This is a genomic window from Streptomyces sp. NPDC048211 (genome assembly GCF_043202315.1).
In the GTDB taxonomy this organism is placed as follows: Bacteria; Actinomycetota; Actinomycetes; order Streptomycetales; family Streptomycetaceae; genus Streptomyces.
In genome coordinates this window covers 587956-610228 of record NZ_JBIDAD010000003.1, presented here as the reverse complement: position 1 = coordinate 610228, position 22273 = coordinate 587956, and the positions used below count along the sequence as shown (strand labels likewise).

9 protein-coding genes are annotated in these 22273 nt (G+C 72.3%); 6 read left to right on the top strand and 3 right to left on the bottom strand.

Going from position 1 to position 22273, the window contains the following annotated elements:
- The first annotated feature begins 52 nt into the window (after positions 1–52).
- Both ACGFZA_RS15420 and ACGFZA_RS15415 read left to right on the top strand, forming a co-directional pair.
- Complete coding sequence (locus ACGFZA_RS15420) at positions 53–10942, top strand: amino acid adenylation domain-containing protein (protein WP_393679384.1); 10890 nt, start codon at positions 53–55, stop codon at positions 10940–10942.
- Positions 10929–12629 (top strand): ABC transporter ATP-binding protein, encoded by a 1701-nt coding sequence (locus tag ACGFZA_RS15415; RefSeq protein ID WP_385271503.1) that lies wholly within the window; start codon positions 10929–10931, stop codon positions 12627–12629. Before ACGFZA_RS15420 ends, ACGFZA_RS15415 begins: the two co-directional genes overlap by 14 nt.
- Before the next feature lie 237 nt (positions 12630–12866).
- Here the strand turns inward: ACGFZA_RS15415 and ACGFZA_RS15410 are convergent, their stop codons facing one another.
- Entirely contained in the window at positions 12867–13973 is a 1107-nt protein-coding gene (locus ACGFZA_RS15410; protein WP_393679381.1) for an alpha/beta hydrolase-fold protein, read from the bottom strand.
- A gap of 212 nt (positions 13974–14185) precedes the next feature.
- Here ACGFZA_RS15410 and ACGFZA_RS15405 point away from each other — a divergent pair, with 212 nt between their 5' ends.
- Both ACGFZA_RS15405 and ACGFZA_RS15400 read left to right on the top strand, forming a co-directional pair.
- Complete coding sequence (locus tag ACGFZA_RS15405) at positions 14186–14398, top strand: MbtH family protein (RefSeq protein WP_393679379.1); 213 nt, start codon at positions 14186–14188, stop codon at positions 14396–14398.
- An 80-nt stretch (positions 14399–14478) separates the two neighbouring features.
- Positions 14479–15000, top strand: coding sequence for a GNAT family N-acetyltransferase (locus ACGFZA_RS15400; protein WP_385271494.1), 522 nt, complete (start codon positions 14479–14481; stop codon positions 14998–15000).
- Positions 15001–15081: 81 nt separating this feature from the next.
- Here ACGFZA_RS15400 and argB read toward each other — a convergent pair whose 3' ends face one another.
- Both argB and ACGFZA_RS15390 read right to left on the bottom strand, forming a co-directional pair.
- Complete coding sequence (argB, locus tag ACGFZA_RS15395; RefSeq protein WP_393679702.1) at positions 15082–15951, bottom strand: acetylglutamate kinase; 870 nt, start codon at positions 15949–15951, stop codon at positions 15082–15084.
- 450 nt (positions 15952–16401) lie between these two features.
- Positions 16402–18714: an FdhF/YdeP family oxidoreductase gene (locus ACGFZA_RS15390; RefSeq protein WP_385271491.1), complete on the bottom strand. Its 2313-nt coding sequence runs from the start codon at positions 18712–18714 to the stop codon at positions 16402–16404.
- Between the two features lie 496 nt (positions 18715–19210).
- On the opposite strand from ACGFZA_RS15390, the gene ACGFZA_RS15385 reads away from it, so the two are divergent.
- Positions 19211–19969, top strand: coding sequence for an IclR family transcriptional regulator (locus ACGFZA_RS15385; RefSeq protein ID WP_385271489.1), 759 nt, complete (start codon positions 19211–19213; stop codon positions 19967–19969).
- A 325-nt stretch (positions 19970–20294) separates the two neighbouring features.
- Positions 20295–22247, top strand: coding sequence for a serine/threonine protein kinase (locus tag ACGFZA_RS15380; RefSeq protein WP_393679375.1), 1953 nt, complete (start codon positions 20295–20297; stop codon positions 22245–22247).
- The last annotated feature ends 26 nt before the right edge of the window (positions 22248–22273 follow it).

The window sequence follows — 22273 nt, the reverse complement described above, 5'->3', positions numbered from 1 at the left end:
TTAGTTAGGCTAGGCTAAGTTGAACACCTCGGACTGGGAAGCGGAGTCTTCGATGATGGAACCGGGCGCTCGTCCCGCACTGCTTTCTGAATCGGGCCTGGCCGGCCTGCGGCGGAGAACCGGTGACTACAGCGATCGGACCCTCGTCACGGCATGTGCCGTCGGTCTGTCCTACTGGGCGACCGGCCGGAGCCCCGACGGTATCGACCTCACTCCCGGCACGCTGTTCGCCGACGTCCTCGGATGGGTCGACAACGGCGGTTCCGGGGCGGGTGATTGGGGGATCGGTGCGGACGGCCGCAGTATCGCCGTCCCCGAGGGGATCTCTCCGGCCGATGCCCAGCTCGCCCTGGACGACCTCGCCGACTTCCCCGACCGCCCTCTCGGGACCATCGGCCCCTCCGGTGTCGGCACGCGGATCGAGGCCCTGGCCCGGTGGAACGACACCGAGGCCGGCCGGGACCGCCCGACCATCGTGGAGATGTTCCGTGAGCAGGCGCGGGCAAGGCCCGACGCCGTCGCGATCGTCGACGGAGAGCGGTCACTGACTTATCGTCAGGCGGACGCGCTCTCTGCCCAGTTGGCACACCATCTGACGGAGCGCGGACTCGCCGCCGAAGAGGTGGTCGGCATCTCCCTGGTCCGTTCCGCGGACATGGTCATCGGGCTGCTCGGCGTGCTCCGGGCCGGATGCGCGTTCGTCCCGCTCGATCCGGCGTGGCCCGCCGCGCGCCGGGCCGTCGTCGTCGAGGACGCCCGGGTCGTGCTCCAGCTCAACACCTCGGGCGAGCACGGCCCGGGCGAGCCGGAGGCCGTGGCCGTCGACCTCGACGACTGGAGGTTCGCCTCCCACCCCTGCGAGGGACCCGAGGTCACCGTCCCCGGCCCCGCACTGGCGTACGTGATCTTCACGTCCGGCTCGACCGGGCGGCCCAAGGGCGCGATGATCCGTCACGAAGCCATCAGTGAACGGCTGCTGTGGCAGGTCGACGAGATTCTGCACTTCGGCCACGACGACGCGTCCCTGTTCAAGGCGCCGCTGTCCTTCGACATCTCCATCAACGAGATCTTCCTCCCGCTGGTGTGCGGTGGCCGGCTGGTCGTCCTGCGGCCCGGCGGCGAGCGCGACCCGCACCACCTGCTCAGCGTGATAGCGGAGCAGCGCGTCACCTTCACCTACCTGGTGTCGTCCATGCTGGACGTCCTGCTGGAGATGGCGGGGGACTCCGGACGGCTGGACAGCCTGCGCCACGTGTGGTGCGGCGGCGAGGTCCTGACCCCCGAGCTCTACGAGCGCTTCCGTACCCGCCTCGACATCCCCATGTACCACGGCTACGGCCCCGCCGAGACGACGATCGGCGTCTCCCACGTCATCTACCGGGGCGCGGCGGAGCGCCTGTCGACCTCGATCGGCAAGGCCAACCCCAACACCCAGTTGTACGTACTCGACGACGAGCTGCGCCCGGTCCCGGTCGGGGTCGGCGGCGAACTGTACGTGGGCGGCTTCCTCCTGGGCCGCGGATACGTCAACGCGCCCGGTCTGACCGCGTCCCGCTTCGTGGCGAACCCCTTCGCGGCCGACGGCTCCCGGCTCTACCGGACCGGCGACCTCGCCAGGTTCGCCCCGGACGGCTCGCTGGACTTCCTCGGCCGGGCCGACAACCAGATCAAGATCCGCGGTATGCGCCTGGAGATCGAGGACGTCGAGGCCGGACTCGCGGAACACCCCGGCGTACGGCACAGCTGTGTCGTCGCCAGGAAGAACACGGCGGGCGGTACCTATCTCGTCGGCTACGTGATCCCTGCCGCCGGGAGCGAGGACCTGCACGCGGACGAGGTCAGGGCGTGGGCCGTCGAGCACATGGTGGAGTACATGGTGCCCGCCCACACCGTCGTCATGAAGGAGTTCCCGCTCACCGCCAACGGCAAGCTCGACCGCGCCGCGCTGCCGGAACCCGCGACATCGGCCGGACCGGTCCTCGCACCCACCACGGACAACGAGCGCATCGTCTGCACGGCCGTCGCCGCGGTGCTGCGGCTGGACGAGGTCGGCGTCGACCAGGACTTCTTCCGCCTCGGCGGGGACAGCATCCTGGCGATCTCCCTGCTCAGCGCGGTGCGCGACGCCGGCCTCCATGTCACGGTACGGCAGATCTTCACCCACACCGTCGTCGGCGCCCTCGCCGCGGTCGCGAGCCGTGAGGACGTCTCCACGACCGAGGACGACGACGTGGCGACCGGGCCCGTCGTGGGATCGCCCATCGTCCAGTGGCTCGGCGGGACCACGGACGCGGTCGACGGCTTCGTACAGTCGGTGGTGCTCAACACCCCGGCCGGCCTGACCGCCGGCACCCTGGACGCGATCCTCACCGCCGTGGTCCGGCACCACGCCATGCTGCGGGCCAGGCTGGTGCGCGGGGAGCGCTGGAGCTTCGACATACCGGAGGCGGCCGACGCCGTCGCCCGCTGGGAGGAGAGCGACGGGCCGCTCGACGCCTGCGTCGCACGCGCCACCGACGGGCTCGACCCGGACGGCGGCGTCATGCTGCGTGCCGTCTGGCGTCCCGAGGCACGGCAGCTGGTCGTGGTCGTCCATCACGTGGTGGTCGACGGCGTCTCCTGGCGGGTGCTGATGGAGGACCTGGCCACGGCATGGCGGCAGATCACCGCGGGTGCGCCGGTCGAACTGCCCGCGGCCGGAACGTCGTTCCGGCGCTGGACGGAGCTGCTCGGGCGCGCCCCGTTCGAGGAGGACCGTGCCTACTTCGGCCGTCCCCTGCCCGGACCTGACGGGCCGGTGGGCAGGCGCGCGCTGTCCGGGGCCGACACCGTCGCCCAGGAACGGGAGCGGACCGTCTCGGTCGGTCCCGAGATCACGACGGCACTGCTCAGCGAGATCCCCGCGCTGTTCCACGCGGGCGTCAACGACGTCCTGCTGACCGCGCTCGCCGTCGCACTCGCCCGGTGGCGCCGCGACCTCGGTCAGGACCAGACGTTCGCCCACATCGAACTGGAGGGCCACGGCCGCGAAGGACGGTTCGTGGCGGACGCCGCGGGCTTCGAGCCGGAGCTGTCGCGGACCGTGGGCTGGTTCACCACCCTCTTCCCGGTGACCGTCGACCCCGGAGCCGCAGCCGACCTCACCTCACCCGTGTACCTGACCGCCGCGTTGAAGGCGGTCAAGGACGACCTTGCCCGCATGCCGAGCAACGGAGTCTCCTACGGCGCCCTGCGCTACCTGGCCGGCGCCCGGTTCGAGGCGCCCGCGCCCCAGGTGCTCTTCAACTACCTGGGCCGCTTCGACTCGGACACCTCCGGCGACTGGCGGCTCGCGGGAACCACGGGACAGCTGGGCGAGAAGCGGGACCCGAGGATGCGCCTGCCGCGCGCCCTGGAGTTCAACCTCATCGCCGAACCCGCGGCGACCGGCGCCTACGAGCTGGTCACCACCATCTCCTGGCCCGAGGGCCTGTTCACCGACGAGGACATCGCCGCAGTCGGCGAGTATCTGAGGGAGGCCCTGACGGGACTGGCCGCGCTCCAGCGGGGCGGCCACTCGCCCAGCGACTTCGCCCCGGTGGCGCTGACGCAGGCCGATGTCGACGCACTGGACGGCCCCGGACTCCACGACATCCTGCCGCTGACCCCGTTGCAGGAGGGCCTGTACTTCCACTCCGTCTTCGACGGCGACTCGGCGGGCAGCTACGTGGAGCAGCAACTGCTGACACTGGACGGCGAGGTGGACGGCGGCCGGCTCGCGTCGGCGGCCACCCGGCTGCTCACGCTGTACCCCAACCTGGCCGCCCGGTTCACCGCCCTCGCCGACGGCCGGGTCGTCTCCGTGCTGGAGAGCGGCGCCGAGGCACCCTTCACCACACTGGACCGTCCCGGCATCACCGACGCCGAGATCCGCGACCACGCCGAACGGGACCGCCGGGCGGGGTTCGACCTGGCCACCGGTCCGCTGATGCGCTACACGCTCATCCGCGGCGGCCCGGGCCGGAACGTGCTGGTACAGACCGTGCACCACATCATCGCCGACGGCTGGTCGGTGCCTCCGATGCTCCGCACACTGCTGGCCGAGTACCACCGGCCGGGGACCGCCTACCGGGCCGGTGGCTTCCCCGACTACGTGCAGTGGCTCACCGGACGCGACGAGGACGAGAGCGACCGCGTCTGGCGCGACCAGCTCGCCGGCCTGCCCGGCCCCTCCCTGGTCGCCGAGGGCCACACCCCGTCCGACCGGTTCGCCGACACGGCCGTGGAGCCCGCGGACGACATCGACGCGGCCGCCCGGTCGGCCGGCGTGCCGCTGAGCGTGGCCGTGCACAGCGCCTGGGCGGTGACGCTCGGCGGCCTCCTGCACGGCAAGGACGTGGTGTTCGGCTCCACCGTGTCCGGACGCGACGCGGAGGTTCCCGGCATCGCGGACATGGTGGGCCTGTTCATCAACACGATCCCCGTACGGGCCCGTTGGGACACCGCCACGACGGCGTCCGGTCTGCTCGACTCGGTGCGGGAGCACCAGAGCACCGTGCTGCCCCACCAGCACGTCTCCCTGGCGCGGATCGGCAGGCAGACGGGCGCCGGCGCCCGCTTCGACACCTTGGTGGTGTTCGACGTGGCGACCGACGTCAGCGCCCTGCGCGGCCCCGACGACGAACTGGTCATCACCGGCATCGTGAACGAGGGAGCTCCGCACTACCCGTTGACTCTGGTCGTGGAGCGCGCACGCGACGGCCGTCCGCGCTTCAACCTGATCTACGACGGTGAGCTGCTCCGGGAATCGAGCGCCGAGGCGATCCTGGGTACGTTCACCCGTACCCTCACCGGCCTGCTCACCCGGCCGGACGCCCGGGTCGAGGACCTGACGGCCGCGCACGACCGGCGCCCCGCAGCGGTCGCCCCGACGACCCTGGGCGCACTGTTCGACGCCGCCGCTCTGCGCGATCCCGCCGCCCCGGCCGTCACCCAGTGCGCCATCGGCGGCGGCTCCGAGTCGCTCACGTACGGCGAACTGGCCTCGGCGAAGGACGAACTGGCGGGCGCGCTTCGGGCTGCCGGTGTCGGACCGGGCGGCCGCGTCGCCGTCGCCGTCCCGCGTTCCGTGGAGCAGGTCGTGGCCCTGGTCGCGATCGTCTCCGCGGGCGGTGCGTACGTACCCCTGGACCTGGCCTACCCGGACGAACGGCTGGAGTACATCCTCACCGACGCCGCACCGCAGGCCGTTCTCGTGGACCGTGAGCAGCGCGACCGCTTCACCGGGCTGCTGGCCCGGGCGGGCGTGCGAGCCCGGGTGCTCGTGCTCGGGGAGGCACTGCCGCACGCGGACGGACCGGCGGCGAAGACCGCGGACCCGAGCCCGCACGACCCCGCGTACGTGATCTACACGTCCGGATCGACCGGCCGGCCCAAGGGCGTCGTCGTCCCGCACACCGCCGTGGTGGCGCTCCTCGCGAACACCCGGCCCGACATGCATTTCGGCCCGCACGACGTGTGGGTCCAGTTCCACTCGTACTCCTTCGACTTCGCGGTCTGGGAGCTGTGGGGCGCACTGGTCCACGGGGGTGAACTGCTGGTGCCGGACCACGCCCTGACCCGTTCCCCGGTGGACTTCCACCGGCTGGTCCGCGAGCGCGGAGTGACCGTTCTCAACCAGACCCCGTCGGCCTTCTACCGGTTCATCGAGGCCGACCGGCACGCCGGTGAACCGGTGACCGCACTGCGCCGGATCATCTTCGGCGGCGAGGCACTGGATCCCGCGCGACTGCGCGGCTGGGTCGAGCGGTACGGCACCGCTTCGCCCGAGCTGGTCAACATGTACGGCATCACCGAGACGACCGTCCACGTCACCCACCGGGTGCTCACCGACGAGGACTTCGGTGCCGACGTCAGCCCTATCGGCGGTCCGATCCCCGGTCTGGACACCTATCTGCTCGACGACCGGCTCCGGCCGGTGCCGCCCGGCCGGGTGGGCGCCATCTACGTCGCGGGCGACCAGGTGTCCCTCGGCTACCTCGGCAGGCCGGGGCTCACCGCGGGCCGGTTCGTGGCGAATCCGTTCGCGGGCGACGGCTCCCGCATGTACCACACGGGCGACCTCGCCCGCCGGACGCTCGACGGCGAGCTGGAGTTCGCCGGCCGGGCCGATGACCAGGTCCAGCTCAAGGGCTTCCGGATCGAGCTCGGCGAGGTGGAGTCCGCGGTCAGGGGACTCGACGGCGTGGTCGACGTGGCCGTCAGCGTGGCGGACAGCGGCGACCACCTGGTCGCGCACGTCGTGGGCCGCGTGCCCGGCGACCTCACCGGCCTCCTCGCAGCGAAGCTGCCCGCGCACATGGTGCCGGGCCGGCTGGTGACGGTCGACGCGCTGCCGCTGACCGTCAACGGAAAGCTGGACCGCAAGGCCCTGGCCGCGCAGGCGGCGGCGGAGCCCGTCCAGGAGACCGGGCCCGGGACCGACTCCGCACTCGCCGCGCTGACCGGCATCTTCGGCGAGACACTTCCGGGCTCGGGCGCGGACGCCGACACCGACTTCTTCATGGCCGGCGGCGACAGCATTCTCGCCATCACCGTCATCAACCGGGCCAGGGCCCTCGGGCTGTCGATCGCCCCGCGGGACGTCTTCCTGTTGAAGACCCCGCGCGCACTCGCCGGGGCGCTGGAGTCACGTACACCGCGGACCGAGGCGGCCGGACCCGTGCGCCGTGAGGACGGCCCGCTGGTCCCGACTCCGGTCATCCTGCGCCGGCGGGAACTGGGCGGCCCGCTCGCCCGGTTCGCCCAGGCCAGGTCGCTGGTGGCCCCCGAGGGCGCCGGACTCGCCGACATCGAACGCGCCGCGAACGCCGTCGTGGCAGCCCACCCGGTCCTCCGGCTGACGCTGGACACCGAGCACGGTGTGTGGGCCCTGAGCACCGCGCCGGGCCGCGAGGTCTCCGTCGTCACGACGGACCCGGACGACGTGACGGCCGCGGCGAACGCGGCCGCCGGGCGCCTGGACCCCGAGTCCGGCGACGTCATCGCGTTCTCCTGGCAGGCGGCGAGCCGGACCCTCGTGGTCGCCGTGCACCACCTCGCCGTCGACGCGGTGTCCTGGCTGATCCTGCTCGACGACCTGGCCACCGCACTGAGCGGGGCGCCCCTGGCGCCGCCGACCACGCCCTACGCCGAATACGCCGAAGCGACGGGCATCCGGGCCGCCGAGGTGACCGGACTGGGGGAGTGGATCACGACGCTCGGCGCCCCCGCGCTGCTGCCGTCCGTCGAGGGCCTGCGCGAGACCACCGTCGTGCTCGCGCCCGACGTGAGCGACCGGGTGACGCGTACCGCGCCCGCCGCACTCGGCGTCGGCCTCACCGAGCTGCTGTGCGGCGCGCTCCGCACCGCGCTGACCCGGATCCAGCCGTCCGCCGGCGATCTCGCGATCGATCTGGAGCGGCACGGCCGCGTCCCCGTACGGGAACACCACGACTACACCCGTACGGTCGGCTGGTTCACCGCCATCGCACCGGTCCGCCTCACGCCGCACACCGACCCCGTCGAGGCGGCGCGCGAAGTCGCCGCACGTCAGCCGGACGAGGACGGGCACGTCGCCTACGGCCGCCTCAGATACCTCAACCCGCAGACGGCTCCGCTGCTGACGGCCCAGCCGCAGGTGCTGTTCAACTACCTGGGCAGGGGAGGGGAGTCCCAGGCGCCCCACCTCACCGGCGCGGACCAGGGCAGCCCGTACGCCGTCGAGGTCAACGCCTGGACCGACGACACCACCGGCAGCCTGCACGCGGCCTTCACCCTCGCCGACGGCATCCCCGACGAGATCACCCGGCACTGGCAGAACGCACTGGAGCACATCGCGGACGCCGCCGCCACGGCCGAGCGCACCGCACCGGTCACCCCCCTCCAACGGGGGCTGTACTTCCAGGCCCAGATGGCGGGCACGGCCGGACACTATGTCGCGCAGAGCTACTTCACCTTCGACCGCCGCCTGGACACCGAAGCCCTCGCCGAGGCGATGGCGTACGTGATCGCCCGGCACCCCGTCGTGGGCGCGGGCTTCACCACGGACGACCGGGGGAATCCGGTCCAGGTCCTCAAGGCGGGCCGGCGCGTCGGAGTCCGCACGGTCACCCTGGCGACCGAGGCCGAGGCCGACGCCCTGCGCGCCGAGGACCGCGACACCGGATTCGACCCGGGTGAGCCGCCGCTGGTCCGGCTGACCGTGGTGCGTCTGCCCGACGGCCGCGACCGCCTGCTGCTGAGCTACCACCTCCTGTTGTGGGACGGCTGGTCGCGCGAGATCCTGCTGCGGGACCTGTTCGACGCCTACCGGGCCGTCGTCGCGGGCGGAGCCCCGGACGCGGTCCCGCCCTCGCCCGGTTTCGAGGACTACGCCCGTGCGCTCGCCGCCAAGGACCCCGCCGTGGCGGAACGCTTCTGGGCGGACCACCTCGCCGGCCTCAGCGGTCCCACCCTGCTCGCCGGGCCGCGGCCGCCCGTCACGGACGCGCTGCCGCGCGCGCTCGTGCACACCATGTCCGCCGAGCTGTCGGACCTGCTGCGGGAGGCCGCCAAGGCGCACGGCGTCACGCTGAACACGGTGCTGACCGGCGCGTTCGGCCTCCTGCTGGGCGCGCACACCGGACGCGCCGACGCGGTGTTCGGCGTGACCGTCTCCGGCCGGGAGGGCGAGGGCCTGTCCCAGATCGTCGGAGTGCTGCTCAACACCGTTCCCATGTGGACGCGGGCCCGGCCCGACGACACGGTCCGGCAGTACCTGGCGGCCGTTCAGGCGGCCAGGGTCGAGGCGATGGAACACGAACACCTGGGACTCGGCGAGATCCAGCGGGCCGGCGGACACGACGCCCTGTTCGACAACCTGTTCGTGCTCCAGAACTTCCTGGACCTGGACTCGTTCGCCGAGATGAACGCCGCCCACGGCATCACGTCGGTGCAGGCCGACGACTCGACCCACTACCCGTTCACCTGGGTCGTCACGCCGGGCGACCGGCTCACCGTCAAGCTGGAGCACCGCGACGACGACCCCGAGGGCGCCCGGCTCCTCCTCGCCGGCTACCTGCGCGTGCTGGAGGACCTGGCCGGCGCGACCGGGCCGGTCGGAGCCCTGCGCGGGGCCGGTTCGCTGCCCGCGCCCGCCGCTCGTACGGACGTCGGCACGGACACCGTCGTCGACCGGTTCGACCGGGCCGCGGACCGCGACCCGCAGCGCGTCGCGCTCGTCGCCCACGGCGCGTCCATGACCTTCGCGGAGCTGCGGGACCGCAGCCGCGCGGTGGCGGGTGTGCTGGCAGGCCGAGGTATCGGCCCCGAGCGGACCGTGGCCCTCGCGATCCCGCGTTCACTCGACTCGATCGTGGCGCTGTTCGCCGTACTGCGCGTCGGAGCCGCCTATGTGCCGCTGGAGCTCGACCATCCGGACGAGCGGATCGCCGCGATCGTCGACGCCGCCCGCCCGGACGTGACCCTCACCGTGAGCGCGGTGTCGCCCCGGCTGACCGGTGCGCTGATCGAGCTGGACCGCCCGCTGCCCGAGGCCGAACCCTTCCGCACGTTCGCGCCGCAGGACCCGGACCGCCTGCGGCACCCCGCGTACACGATCTTCACCTCCGGATCGACCGGAAGGCCCAAGGGCGTGGTGACCGAGTACGCGGGACTCACCAACATGCTGATCAACCACCAGCGCCGCATCTTCGAACCGGTGCTGGCGCAGCACGGACACCGGGTCTTCAGGATCGCGCACACCGTGTCGTTCGCCTTCGACATGTCGTGGGAGGAACTGCTGTGGCTCGCCGACGGCCACGAGGTGCACATCTGCGACGAGGAACTGCGCCGCGACGCGCCCCGGCTGGTCGAGTACTGCCTGGAGCACGGGATCGACGTCATCAACGTGACCCCGACGTACGCGCAGCAACTGGTGTCCGAAGGGCTGCTCGACCACCCCGAACGGCGGCCCGCCCTGGTGCTGCTGGGCGGCGAGGCCGTCACCCCGGCCCTGTGGCAGCGCCTCGGGGAGACTGAGGGGACGGCCGGGTACAACCTGTACGGACCCACCGAGTACACGATCAACACCCTCGGCGTCGGCACCTTCGAGTGCGCGGATCCGGTGGTGGGCGTCGCGATCGACAACACCGAGGTGTACGTACTGGACCCGTGGCTGCGCCCCCTGCCGGACGGCGTGCCCGGGGAGCTGTACGTCTCGGGCGTCGGCATCGCACGCGGCTACCTCGGGCAGCCCGCGCAGACGGCGCACCGGTTCGTCGCGTGTCCGTTCGGTGAGCCCGGCGAGCGCATGTACCGCACCGGGGACCTGGTGATCCGGCGGCCCGACGGGAACCTGATGTACCTGGGCCGCACCGACCAGCAGGTCAAGATCCGGGGGCACCGGGTCGAACCGGGCGAGGTGGAGGCGGCGTTCGCCGCGCACCCGGCGGTGCGGTTCGCCGCCGCCGTCGCCCAGCCCGACCCGCAGGTCGACGGGGCGTACCGACTGGCCGCCTACCTGGTGCTCGACGGCTCCGATCTGGCGTCCGTCGCCGCCGAAGTGGGCGCCGCCCTCCCGGACTTCCTGCGCCCCACGCACTACGCGCAGGTGGACCGCATCCCGCTGACCGTCAACGGGAAGGCCGACACCAAGGCGCTGCCGGAGGCCAGGCCCCTGGGCGTGCTGACCACGGTGGCCGGACGCGCACCGGAGACCGACACTGAGATCACCGTGTGCGAGTTCTTCGCCGAGGCGCTGGACCTGGACGACGACGAGGTGAGCGCGGTGAGCGACTTCGTGTCCCTCGGTGGCCACTCCATGCTGGCGGTACGTCTGATCGGACTGCTCCGCCGGGAGTACGGTCCAGTCATCACGATCCGCGACCTGCTCACCCTGCGAACCCCCGAAGCGATTGCCGGTCACCTCGATGCGAACTCCTGACCCACACCGGCCCCTCCAGGGAACCGGTATCCTCCGCACCGCCCTGCGCCGCAACCTGGGTGCCATGGCCTGGGGCACCGTCCTCATGGGCCTGTACCAGGCGGGCGAGACCGCCTTCCCCATCGCGCTCGGCCTGATCGTCGAGCACACCCTGCAGGACCGGAGCCCCGGTTCGCTCGGGGTGGCGATCGGCGCGCTGGCCGTGATCATCACGACCGTGTCCCTGTCGTGGCGGTTCGGCATGCGCATCCTGCAGAAGGCCAACACGACCGAGGCGCACCGCTGGCGGGTGCAGGTCGCGGCGTGCGGACTCCAGCCGGTGGACAGGGACATCGATCTGAAGTCCGGCGAGGTGCTGACCATCGCCACCGAGGACGCCGACTCGACCGCCGACATCATCGAGGTGGTGCCGCTGCTGATCAGCTCGATGGTGGCGGTGCTGGTCGCGGCCGTCGCACTGGGACTGGCGGACCTCCGGCTGGGACTGCTGGTGATCATGGGAACGGTGGTGATCCTGACGATCCTGAGTGTGATGTCCAAGCGGATCGGCGCCAGTACCCAGGAACAGCAGGCCCGGGTGGCCCGGGCCGGCGCGAAGGTCGCCGACCTCATCACCGGCCTCCGCCCGCTGCACGGATTCGGCGGCAACCACGCGGCGTTCGTGTCCTACCGCAGGGTCAGCACGGAGGCGAAGCACCAGGCGATCACCGTCGCCAGGGTGAACGGCGCGTACGCCGGCGTCGCGCAGGCCCTCAACGCGGTGCTGGCCGCCGCGGTGACACTGACGGCGGGCTGGCTGGCCTTCGACGGCCAGATCACCATCGGGGAACTCGTCATGGCGGTGGGCCTCGCGCAGTTCATCATGGAACCGCTCAAGATGTTCTCGGAGATGCCGAAGTACGTGATGATGGCGCGCGCCTCGGCCGAGCGGATGGCCCTGGTACTGGCGGCGCCGGCGGTGACGGCCCCGGGGCCGCGGCGCCCGGCGGCGGGCGGGGACCTGGAGATCGACGGCGTGCGGTACGGGACGCTGCGGACGCTGAATCTGCGGGTGTCCGCCGGCGAGTTCGTGGCGATCGCCGCCTACCAGCCGCGCGCGGCGGCCGACTTCGCGTCGATCCTGGCCGTCAACGTCCCCCCGCACGCCTACGAGGGAGTGGTACGGGTCAGCGGGCGGGAGATCGCGGACCTGTCGGTCGAGGCGGTCCGTGAGCACATGCTGGTGAATCCGTACGACGCGGAGATCTTCGCGGGCACTCTCCGTACGAACATCGACCCGTCGGGTACCAGCCGGATGGTTCCCGAGGCCGTCGAAGCCTCCATGCTGACCGATGTCGTCGCCCTGCACCGCGAGGGACTCGACCACGGCGTCCGCGACCGTGGCGCGAACCTGTCGGGAGGGCAGCGTCAACGGCTCTCCCTGGCCCGCGCCCTGGCCGCCGACACCGACGTCCTGGTCCTGCACGACCCGACCACGGCCGTCGACGCGGTCACCGAGCAGCTGATCGCGCGCAACCTCGTGAAGCTGCGCCGGGGCCGCACCACCGTCGTGATCACCAGCAGCCCTGCCGTGCTGGATGCCGCCGACCGGGTCCTCGTCCTGGACGACGGTGTCATCACGGCCGAGGACACCCATCGCCACCTGCTCGCCACCGACGAGGCCTACTGCCTGGCGGTGGCGAGGTAGCCGCCGGCGTCCCGTGCGGATGACGGCCGGGCTCGTGGCCGTCTGTTCCGGTCAGGGCCAACGGTCCTCAGGGCTGTCCCGCCATCCCAGGCGCGCGCACGGCGACGGCTACGGCACTTCGCCGCGTCGTCGGAACGCCCGCGTACTTCCAGTACGCGGGCGTCCCTCCGCCTGGCGAAGCACCGCATCCGACGGCCCGCGCCGATCCACCTGGGGTGAGGGCCTCTGGAGCAGCCCTCAGCCGAGCGCCCAGGCGACGTCCCTGAGCAGGGCCTGCCGCCAGCCGGCCCGGTCGTGGCCGGACGCCGACCGTGAGACCCGGACGGTCGCGCCCGCCGCTTCGGTGAGGGCCTCGACCGGCTCGCAGTGGGGGAGCATGCGCGTCTCGTGTTCCCCCACGTCGAACGCGATCCGCAGACCGGACAGGTCCGGGCGCTCCCGGAGGCGTGCGGCCACGGAGCCGCCTGCCGGACCGTCGAGGGGATGTGCCAGGTCCTTCACGCCGGGTGTCCACCAGAACGATCCCGACTGGCAGGCGACCCGGGACACGAGCTCCGGGAGCTCCAGCGCCGCGTCCATCGCGCTCAGCCCGCCGAGGCTCTGCCCCGCGACCACCAGCCGGTCCAGGTCCGCGGTCACCCCGGACTCCGCGACCAGGGGCAGCAGTTCGTCCCGGACCGCCTCCCACAGCCCGGTTCCGCCGGTGAACTCGGCCGCCCGGTCCTTGGCGGGAAGGAAGACGAGCGTCACGGGCGGCATCTCGCCGGCGGCGACGGCCGAGTCGAACGCGGCCATGGCCGGATGCAGGTACAGCCAGTCGTCCCCGTCCAGGAGCAGGACCACCGGCCCGCCGCCGCCCGCCGGATGGACGCGCACGGTCCGTCGTCCGCCGAGCCGTTCGCTGGTCCAGCGGAGCCGGGTGCGGGGGAGGGGTGGCACGTCGTCGGCGCCGATGACCGGCCAGTGCGGCTGGGCGGGGGCGTCGGGCGTCGCGGCGATGGAGCGGTCCGGGCCGGCGCCGACCGGGTTGAACGGGTCGGCGTGGGCCGCGTCGGCCACCATGAACTGGTAGGTCACCCGCAGGCGTTGCGGCATGGGCACCCGGGCGTACCAGCAGTCGGTGTCGCGCCACCGGCTCAGGGGCACCGGCTCCGACCAGCTCTCGAAGCCGATGCTTGCCGGGGAGCCGCGCCAGAGGAACAGGGTCGTCCACCCGCCGTCGCCCGCCGGGACCGAAGCGGGCGTCCGCGCCGCCTCCCAGAACTCGTCGGTGCCGGGCGCGCCCGGCAGTCCGTACGCGGCGAAGTCGTCCTCGGCCTGGATCCGTTCGGTCACCGGGGGCATGGACGTCTCCTTGTGAGAGGGAAGGGAAAAGGGCTAAGCTCAGGTCAATTAGGGGAGCCTAACCTAAGCTCGGCTTCTTGTTCCATGCCCCGGTCCCGCGATCGAACGAGCTCCCCGGGCCTGCTCCCGGGCGGCCCGGGCGGTCCGGTGCACAGATGTACACGCTCGACGCGGCTGACCGTGGCCCGTCGGACCCGAGGAGGTACTGACACATGAGCACCAACCCGTTCGACGGCCCCGACGGCCGGTTCCTCGTCCTGGTGAACGGCGAGGGCCAGCATTCGCTGTGGCCGTCCTTCGTGGAGGTGCCGGGCGGCTGGACGATCGCCTTCGACGAGAACACCCGGGAGGCTTGCCTGGACTTCGTCGAGACCCACTGGACCGATCTGCGGCCCCGGTCCCTCGCGGCGTCCGTGGACGTCTGACCCGTTTCGGACCGTCCCGCCCGGATCCGGGAGGGACGGTCCGCAGTGCTGTCCGTTCGTGGAACCGAGGAAGGAAAGCGTTGACCACGGCCACGCCGCGTCCTGCTCCTTCGGCGCGTGTGCTTCGCGCGCCGGCATTCACCGTCCGCTTCGGCCGTGCGGAGGACGCCGCCGAACTCGCCGCACTCTCCCGGCCCTTCGTACGTTCGGGCGCCCTGCGGGAGCGGCCGATCCCGCTCTACGCCGCCCGAGCGGCCGACTTCCTGGTGGCAGTGGGTGCCGGAGGCCGGCTCGAAGGCTGTGTGGGCCTGGGCGTGTACCCGGGAGGTCCGGCCGGTGACGGCGCGCCCGCGGGTGTTCTGTACAACTTCTGCGTGGCCGGGCACCGTCAGGGGTGCGGTGTGGGTGCGGTACTGCTGCGTACGGCGGTGACCTGGGCGCGTGCCCGGTCGCTCGGCGCGCTGTTCACCGCGACGACCGGTGGCGGGCGGCTGTTCCGGCGCCACGGGTTCACCTCGGCGGCCGGGTGTCCGGCGCCCCGGTCCTGGGTGGAGTCGCTGGACCCGCGGCGCGATGCGCAGATCCTCGCGAGGGCCGTGTAGAGCGTCGGTGCCGGGGGCGGGACGCCGTGGCGCCTTGCCTCCGGCACCGGGCGGCGGCCCGTGCCGGGCCGTCGCCGACGGTCATACGCTGCTCAGGTCGCGGTCCGCGCCGGTCCCGGGCGCGACGGTGCCGCCCGGGACCGCGACGGTGCGTGGAGCGGCGCCGGGAGCCGGAATCGCGGCGGTGCCCGGAACCACGGTGGTGCCGGGGCCGTTGTCGCCGAGCACGCCGCGCAGCACCGCGTGCGGGACCCGGCCGTCGAGCACCTGCGCCCGGGGGACGCCGCCCCGGACGGCCCGCAGGCAGCCCTCCATCTTCGGCAGCATGCCGCTCGCCAGCCCCGGCATCAGCCCGGCCAGCGCGTCGGCCGTCAGGTGCCTGATCACCTCGGTGCTGTGCGGCCAGTCCGCGTACAGCCCCTCCACGTCGGTGAGCACGACAAGCCGTTCCGCCCCCAGGGCCGCGGCCAGCGCGGCCGCGGCCAGGTCGGCGTTGACGTTGTACACCTGCCCGTCGTCGCCGCGCGCCACGGGGGAGACGACCGGGATGTGCCCCTGTGCCAGAAGGGTGTTCATCATGCCCGGGTTCACCTCCACGACGTCTCCCACGAAACCGATGTCCACGGGGCGGCCGTCCACCTGGGCCGACCGCCGCACCGCGGTCATCGTGTGCGCGTCCTCGCCGGTCATGCCCACGGCGAGGGGCCCGTGGGCGTTGATCTCACCGACCAGTTCCCGCTGGACGCGGCCGGACAGCACCATGCGTACCACTTCCATGGTTTCCGCCGTGGTCACGCGCAGGCCCGCCTCGAAGCGGCTCTCCAGGCCGAGGCGGTCGAGCATCGCGCTGATCTGGGGGCCGCCGCCGTGTACGACGACGGGGCGCAGGCCCGCGCGCCACAGCTCCACGACGTCCTGGGCGAAGAGGCGTTGCAGGTCCGCGTCAACCATGGCGTTTCCGCCGAACTTGACGACGACCGTGCGGTGCCGCGGCTCCGCGGGCGCGGTCGGTGATCCGGTGGGCGCGTCCACGTCCCTGTGCGCGCGCTCTGTGACGACCGGTCTCATGTCTGCCCCACCCCGTTAGAGAAGTTAGCTAAGCCTAACCTGACTGGCCGGGTTCTCGGTGAGGACCTGTCGGAGATCGTCGAACACCTCCAGGCCGGGAGCGGGCGCCGTGTCCGCGCAGGGCCCACGTTCGAAGTGTGCGAGGCCGCGGGGAAGTTGCCGGCCACCCCGGACATCAGCCACAGCCCCGTAGATCGGCGACGATCGTGACCCTTGGACCGCTCTCGCCTCTCTGGAGCAGCGAGACGATGCGGTTGCCCCGTCCCGTCCGGATCGCACGGCGCGGCGAACGGGTGCCGGCGCTGCGTCGGTTTCCGTGACCGGGACTTCGGTTCAGGCGGCGGGGCCGATGGTGACCTTGACGTGCTTCATGATCGGCTGGTCGCTCTGGGTGCTGTAGTCGCTCAGGGCGCACAGCACGTTCATCTCCGGCATGTAGCCGGCCGCGCAGCCGCGGGGGATGTCGTACGGGATCGCGAGGTAGCCGTTGAGGGAACGTCGGCTGCCGTCCTTCGCGGTGCTCGTGATGTCGACGGGGCCGAGGTCGGCGATGCCGCGTTCGCGCATGTCGGCCCGGTTCATGAAGACGAGCGTGCGCAGGTTCTCGATGCCGCGGTAGCGGTCGTTGTCGGAGTAGATCGTGGTGTTCCACTGGTCGTGGGACCGCATGGTCCCCAGGGCCAGGGTTCCGGCGGCGGGGACGACGTCGGGCAGGGCGGCGGCGGAGAACTCGGCGCGCCCGGACGGGGTGAGGAAGACCAGTTCGCGGGCAGGCTGCCTGATGCGGAAGCCCAGGGGCAGGCGCACACGGCGGTTGAAGTCCTCGAAACCGTCCAGGGCCCGGGCCATGGTGTCCCTGATGCGGTCGTAGTCCTCGACGTACCAGTGCCAGGGGGTGGCGCTGTCGGGAAGAGCGGCGCGCGCCATTCCGGCGACGATGGCCGGTTCGGACAGCAGATGCGGTGACGCGGGGCGCTTCATGCCGATCGACAGGTGGACCATGCTCATCGAGTCCTCGACGGACGTGCTCTGGATCCCCTTGCGCTGATGGTCCTTCTCGGTACGGCCGAGACACGGGAGGATGAGGGCTCGGCTGCCGTGGACGAGGTGGCTGCGGTTGAGCTTGGTGCTCACCTGGACGGTGAGTTCGCAGGCGCGCAGCGCCTCGCAGGTGTACGGGGTGTCGGGCGCGGCCAGGGCGAAGTTGCCGCCCATGCCGACGAACACCTTCACCTCGCCGCTGTGCATCGCCCGGATGGTGCGGACGGTGTCCAGACCGTGCGCACGGGGCGGATCGATCCCGCAGGCATCGCCGAGGCGGTCCAGGAAGGCGTCGGTCGGGCGGTGGTCGATGCCGCAGGTGCGGTTGCCCTGCACGTTGCTGTGCCCCCGCACGGGGGAGGGGCCCGCCCCTTCCCGGCCGAGATTGCCGCGGAGCAGCAGCAGGTTGACGATCTCCCGGACGGTGTCGACGCCGTGTTCGTGCTGGGTGAGTCCGAGACACCAGCTGACGATGGAGCGGTCCGCCTCGCGGTACACACGCGTCGCTTCGAGGATGTCGGCGCGGCTCAGACCGGACTGGGTCTCGATCTCCTCCCACGGCGTCGCCGCGCAGACCGTGCGGTACTCCGCGAAGCCGGCCGTGTGGCGGTCGATGAACTCCTGGTCCAGCGCCTTGGGGTCGGTCGCCGACTGCTCCAGGATGGCCTTGGCCATGCCGCGCAGCAGGGCCATGTCGCCGCCGATGCGCGGCTGCAGATTCAGGGTGCTGGTCCGGGTCGGCCTGAACAGGGCCATGTCCACGAAGTCGTGCGGGACGATGGTGCGGGTGGCCGCTGCCTCGACCAGAGGGTTGACGTGCACGATCCGGGCGCCGCGGCGGTGGGCCTCGGCGAGCGCCGTCAGCATCCGCGGTGCGTTGGAAGCGGCGTTCACTCCCAGGATGAACAGCGCGTCGGCGGACTCCCAGTCCTTGAGGTCGACCGTCCCCTTGCCCGTACCCAGGGAAGCGGTGAGGGCGCGGCCGCTCGCCTCATGACACATGTTGGAACAGTCCGGCAGGTTGTTCGTGCCCAGCTCACGGGCCATCAACTGGTACAGGAACGTGGCCTCGTTGCCGAGCCGCCCCGAGGTGTAGAACGAGGCCTGATCCGGGCTGTCCAGCTCGCGCAGGGTACGCCCGACCAGCTCGAACGCGTCCTTCCAGCTGATCGGGACGTAGTGGTCCGACTCGGCGTCGTAGACCATCGGCTCGGTCAGCCGCCCCTGGTTCTCCAGGTCGTAGTCGCTCCACCCGGCCAGTTCCGTCACCGAGTGGGCGGCGAAGAACGCGCGCCCGACCCGCTTGCGGGTCATCTCCCAGGTGACGTGCTTGATGCCGTTCTCACAGATGTCCAGGTGCAGCCCCTTGGTGTCGTCGGGCCACGCGCATCCGGGGCAGTCGAACCCGGTGTTCTCATGGTTCATCCGCATGATCGCCCGCGGGCCGTCCACCAGCGCGCCCTCGCGCACCAGGAAGCGGCTCACACTCTTCGCCGCGCCCCAGCCCGCCGCCGGGTGACGGTAGGGCCGGAATGCGGGAGCCCCCGCCGGGGCGGGGCCGACTTCGGACCCCAGCGGTTCCTGGCCGTCACCGTTGGTGCTCAAGTTTCTCAACCCTTCAACCGTGTGGGGCCGGCTGGCAGAACGACGCTTTCCGGCAGGCTATGCCCGGGTCCGTACCCCCGCCATCCGGCCGGAGAGGCCCCTGCCGCGCACGCTTCCGGTGCTCGGCGGCGGGGGCCGCCGTCCTGTGCTACGACGAGGAATTCCGACCCTGTCGCGGAGGAACCCGCCGCCGCCCTGTGCGGGCTGGTCGGCATGGTGCTGCTGCCGCCGGTCATCCGGTCGGACCCGAACCACGCCGCGGCAGCGACCACGCCGGGGCAGCGACCGCGCTGTGCGCAGTGGTCACGGCCTGGGCCGCACAGCGCCGGCGCCGCCACTGCCGGCCTCGCCACCGGAATCCGTCGTGCGCCGACCCCCGGGCCGGCTGCCCAGCCCCCGGGCAGCCGGGGACGAGTGCACCGTCCCGGCCCGCTCATCCCGCGCTCCGGGACGGGACGCGTTGCCGCTCCCGGGTCCCGGGGTGATGCTTGGGGGCATGGCCGAACAAGCCGGACCTGAGCCTGTCACGGCCGTCAGGCGTGCCCTGCGCCTGTTGGATGCCGTCGGGTCACGCGCGGGCGAGGCCACCGCGGAGCAGCTGGCCCGGGAAGCGGGGCTTCCCCTGGTCATGGTCCACGAGCTGCTGCCCGGACTGGCCCGGGACGGATTCGTGACGGAGCTGGGCGACGGGACGTACACACTCGCCGACACGGCCACCGGACCGGGCGAGCGACGCGTGGGCCAGGAGTTGCTGGAGCGGGTGCGCCCCGTTCTCACCGCACTGCGGAACGATCTTTCGGCCGCTGTCTATCTGACTCTGTACGTGGACGGCGAGATCCGGGTCATGGAGATCGTCGACAGCGCCAGGACACCACGGGTCGACCTCTGGGTGGGGTTCGAGGACGCCGGGCACGCGACCGCCCTGGGCAAGAGCGTGCTCAGTGAACTGGATGAGGAGGGGCGGGCCGACTATCTGTCCCGGCACTCGCTCACCGGGCTCACGCCCAGGACCATCACGCACCCGGAGGAACTGATCCAGCAGCTCGACGCCTCGCCGACAGCGCCGTTCATCATGGACAGGGAGGAGTACGCCCGCGGCACCACCTGCGTCGCTGTGCCCGTGTACCGGGGTGATCAGGTGGGGTCCCTCGGGATCTCCTTCCGGTCGGACCGGATGTACCGGACCACTCAGTTCCGGGAAGGGCTGCTGTCCTCAGCGATCCGTGTGTCCAGGGGGCTGTCGATCCCCGGCTGAGGCCCGGGAGCGCCGGCGCCCGGACCGGTGTGCCGTGTCGGTTCGGCACACACTCTCCGACTCGGCGCCGAAGCGAGATCGCCCCCTCGCCGCGCCCCCGGGCCCGGGCGCCGGACGCCGGGCCCGGAGCGAGGCGCTGCGAGGGGAAGAAGCGTCCGCCTTGCGGTCCGGGGACGGCAGCGGCCCTCCGGCCGGAAGGACTGCCGACCCACGACTGTCCTCGACGTAGCCCCGGGGCGCGGGCACACGGGCCCACCGACCGGCAGTACGGCCCCAGTTGCCGCCTGCGAGCCCGTCGCGCGGGCGGATATGGCACAGTCGGGACGTGGATGGACTTCGGCCCCGGGATCCCGCGCGCATAGGCGCCTACCAGCTGCTTGCCCGCCTCGGCGCGGGCGGCATGGGGCAGGTGTACCTCGGCCGGTCTCCCGGTGGACGGCTGGTGGCCGTGAAGGTCATCCGTGACGAGATCAGTGATCACCCCGACGTGCTGGCCCGGTTCAGACGGGAGGCAGCGACGGTCGAGACGGTACGCAGCGTCTACACGGCCCAGCTGATCGAGGCCTCGCTCGACGCGTCGCCCTACTGGCTCGCTACCGAGTACGTGGCCGGGCCCACTCTTCGCGGCGCCGTGGGTGCGGGCGGTCCGTTCCCCCCAGGCAGCGCGCTGCGCCTGCTCGCTGCGCTGGCCGAAGGCCTGGCGGCCGTCCACGTCCACGGCGTCACGCACCGGGACCTGAAGCCGCAGAACGTCATCCTCTCGCCGCAGGGGCCGCAGCTCATCGACTTCGGGATCGCGCGGGGACTGGAACAGACGATCCTGACGCAGGAGGGGATGGCCTCGGGAACGCCCGGTTTCACGGCCCCCGAGGTGCTGCTGCGCAACGAGACGGGACCGGCGGCGGACGTCTTCGCGCTGGGCGCGACCCTCGCGTACGCGGCGACGGGCCGGCCGCCGTACGGGACGGGTGAGGCGTCGGCCGTCAACTACCGGACCGTGTACGAGGACGTCGACCTGGAAGGTGTGCGGCCGGATCTGGCCGCGCTGATCCGTGCGTGCGTCACCAAGGACCCGGCGCGGCGGCCGGACCCGGCCGCCGTCATAGCCGGATGCGCGGTGGACTCCCCACTGGCATCCGACCCCCACTACCGTGCCGTGGCCCGGCCCGTCGATCCCGTCCTCGTACCGCGGGAGCGGGACGAGGACACCCCGGCCGGCCTCGCCGGTGCGCAGCCCCGACGGGGGCCCGGGCCGGACACCGCGGAGGCCGCGGAAACCGGTGCCCGGACCCGGCCGGAGGGAGACGGGACAGCCGGGAGCCCGGCTGCGTCCGTACCCACGGCGTCGTCCGGCGGGCCGGTGCTGTCCGGCACCACGGCGTCGTCCGGCACGACGGCCTCGCCCGGCACACCCGTGCAGCCCGGCACCACGGCGTCGTCCGGCACGACGGCCTCGCCCGGCACACCCGTGCAGCCCGGCACCACGGCGTCGTCCGGCACCACCGTGCCGTCCGGCGGGCCCGACCGGCAGCACCGTCCGGGCCGTGCCCCGCGGAACAGGACCTGGCTCGCCGTGTGCGCGGTGGCGCTCGCCACTCCGCTGACCGTCTGGCTGCTCCCCGAATCGGGTGGCAAGGGCGGCGGAACGGCCGGCTCCGAGGTCACCCGCTCCGCGCAGCCGGAGGCGTCCCGCCCCGCCGGCCGGAGCCCCGACGCGGGGAGTCCCGGGAGCGGGAGCCCGGACGGCGGGCCGCCGGACCACCTCGTGAACGACCGTGTCTCGCACGACCGCTGGACCTTGTCCGAGGACGCGGAGCAGGCTGCCCTGGGCAGCGGCTCCTGCGACCCGGACAGCTTCCCCGAGAACACGCCGCCGGACGGCCTGAGGTCCTCCGTCTCGCACACCACCGGATCCGACACGGCCACGGTGTCGATGAGCCCCAAGGACGCCGGGAAGGGGAAACGGCCGAAGCCCTACTACGTCTCCGTCGGCGTACGGCCTCCGCACGAGACCGACCGCACCACGGGCCGACCGCTCACCACCGTCGCCAAGGGCATCGGATTCACCAGCAAACCGGTCGACCTCTACTCCCTCTGGTCGTCCGGCGGCACGGTCAGGCTCCGCTACCCGGCCGACTTCCGGGCTCACTTCGGTGAACGCGCCGTCGACGCGATCCCGGTGGGGGAGGACCGGGGCGACTGGACCGTCGTGATCTACCACGTCGAGGGCGGGCCGTCGGCGTACACGTCCGTCGTCTGCAACGGGTTCCACGCCTGACACGGCCCGCCCGCACCCGGCTCCGC

Bases quoted from the DNA above. Each gene is read 5' to 3' on its own strand.
- ACGFZA_RS15420 (WP_393679384.1), top strand. From the start codon at position 53: ATGATGGAACCGGGCGCTCGTCCCGCACTGCTTTCTGAATCGGGCCTG.
- ACGFZA_RS15415 (WP_385271503.1), top strand. From the start codon at position 10,929: ATGCGAACTCCTGACCCACACCGGCCCCTCCAGGGAACCGGTATCCTC.
- ACGFZA_RS15410 (WP_393679381.1), bottom strand. From the start codon at position 13,973: ATGCCCCCGGTGACCGAACGGATCCAGGCCGAGGACGACTTCGCCGCG.
- ACGFZA_RS15405 (WP_393679379.1), top strand. From the start codon at position 14,186: ATGAGCACCAACCCGTTCGACGGCCCCGACGGCCGGTTCCTCGTCCTG.
- argB (WP_393679702.1), bottom strand. From the start codon at position 15,951: ATGGTTGACGCGGACCTGCAACGCCTCTTCGCCCAGGACGTCGTGGAG.
- ACGFZA_RS15385 (WP_385271489.1), top strand. From the start codon at position 19,211: ATGGCCGAACAAGCCGGACCTGAGCCTGTCACGGCCGTCAGGCGTGCC.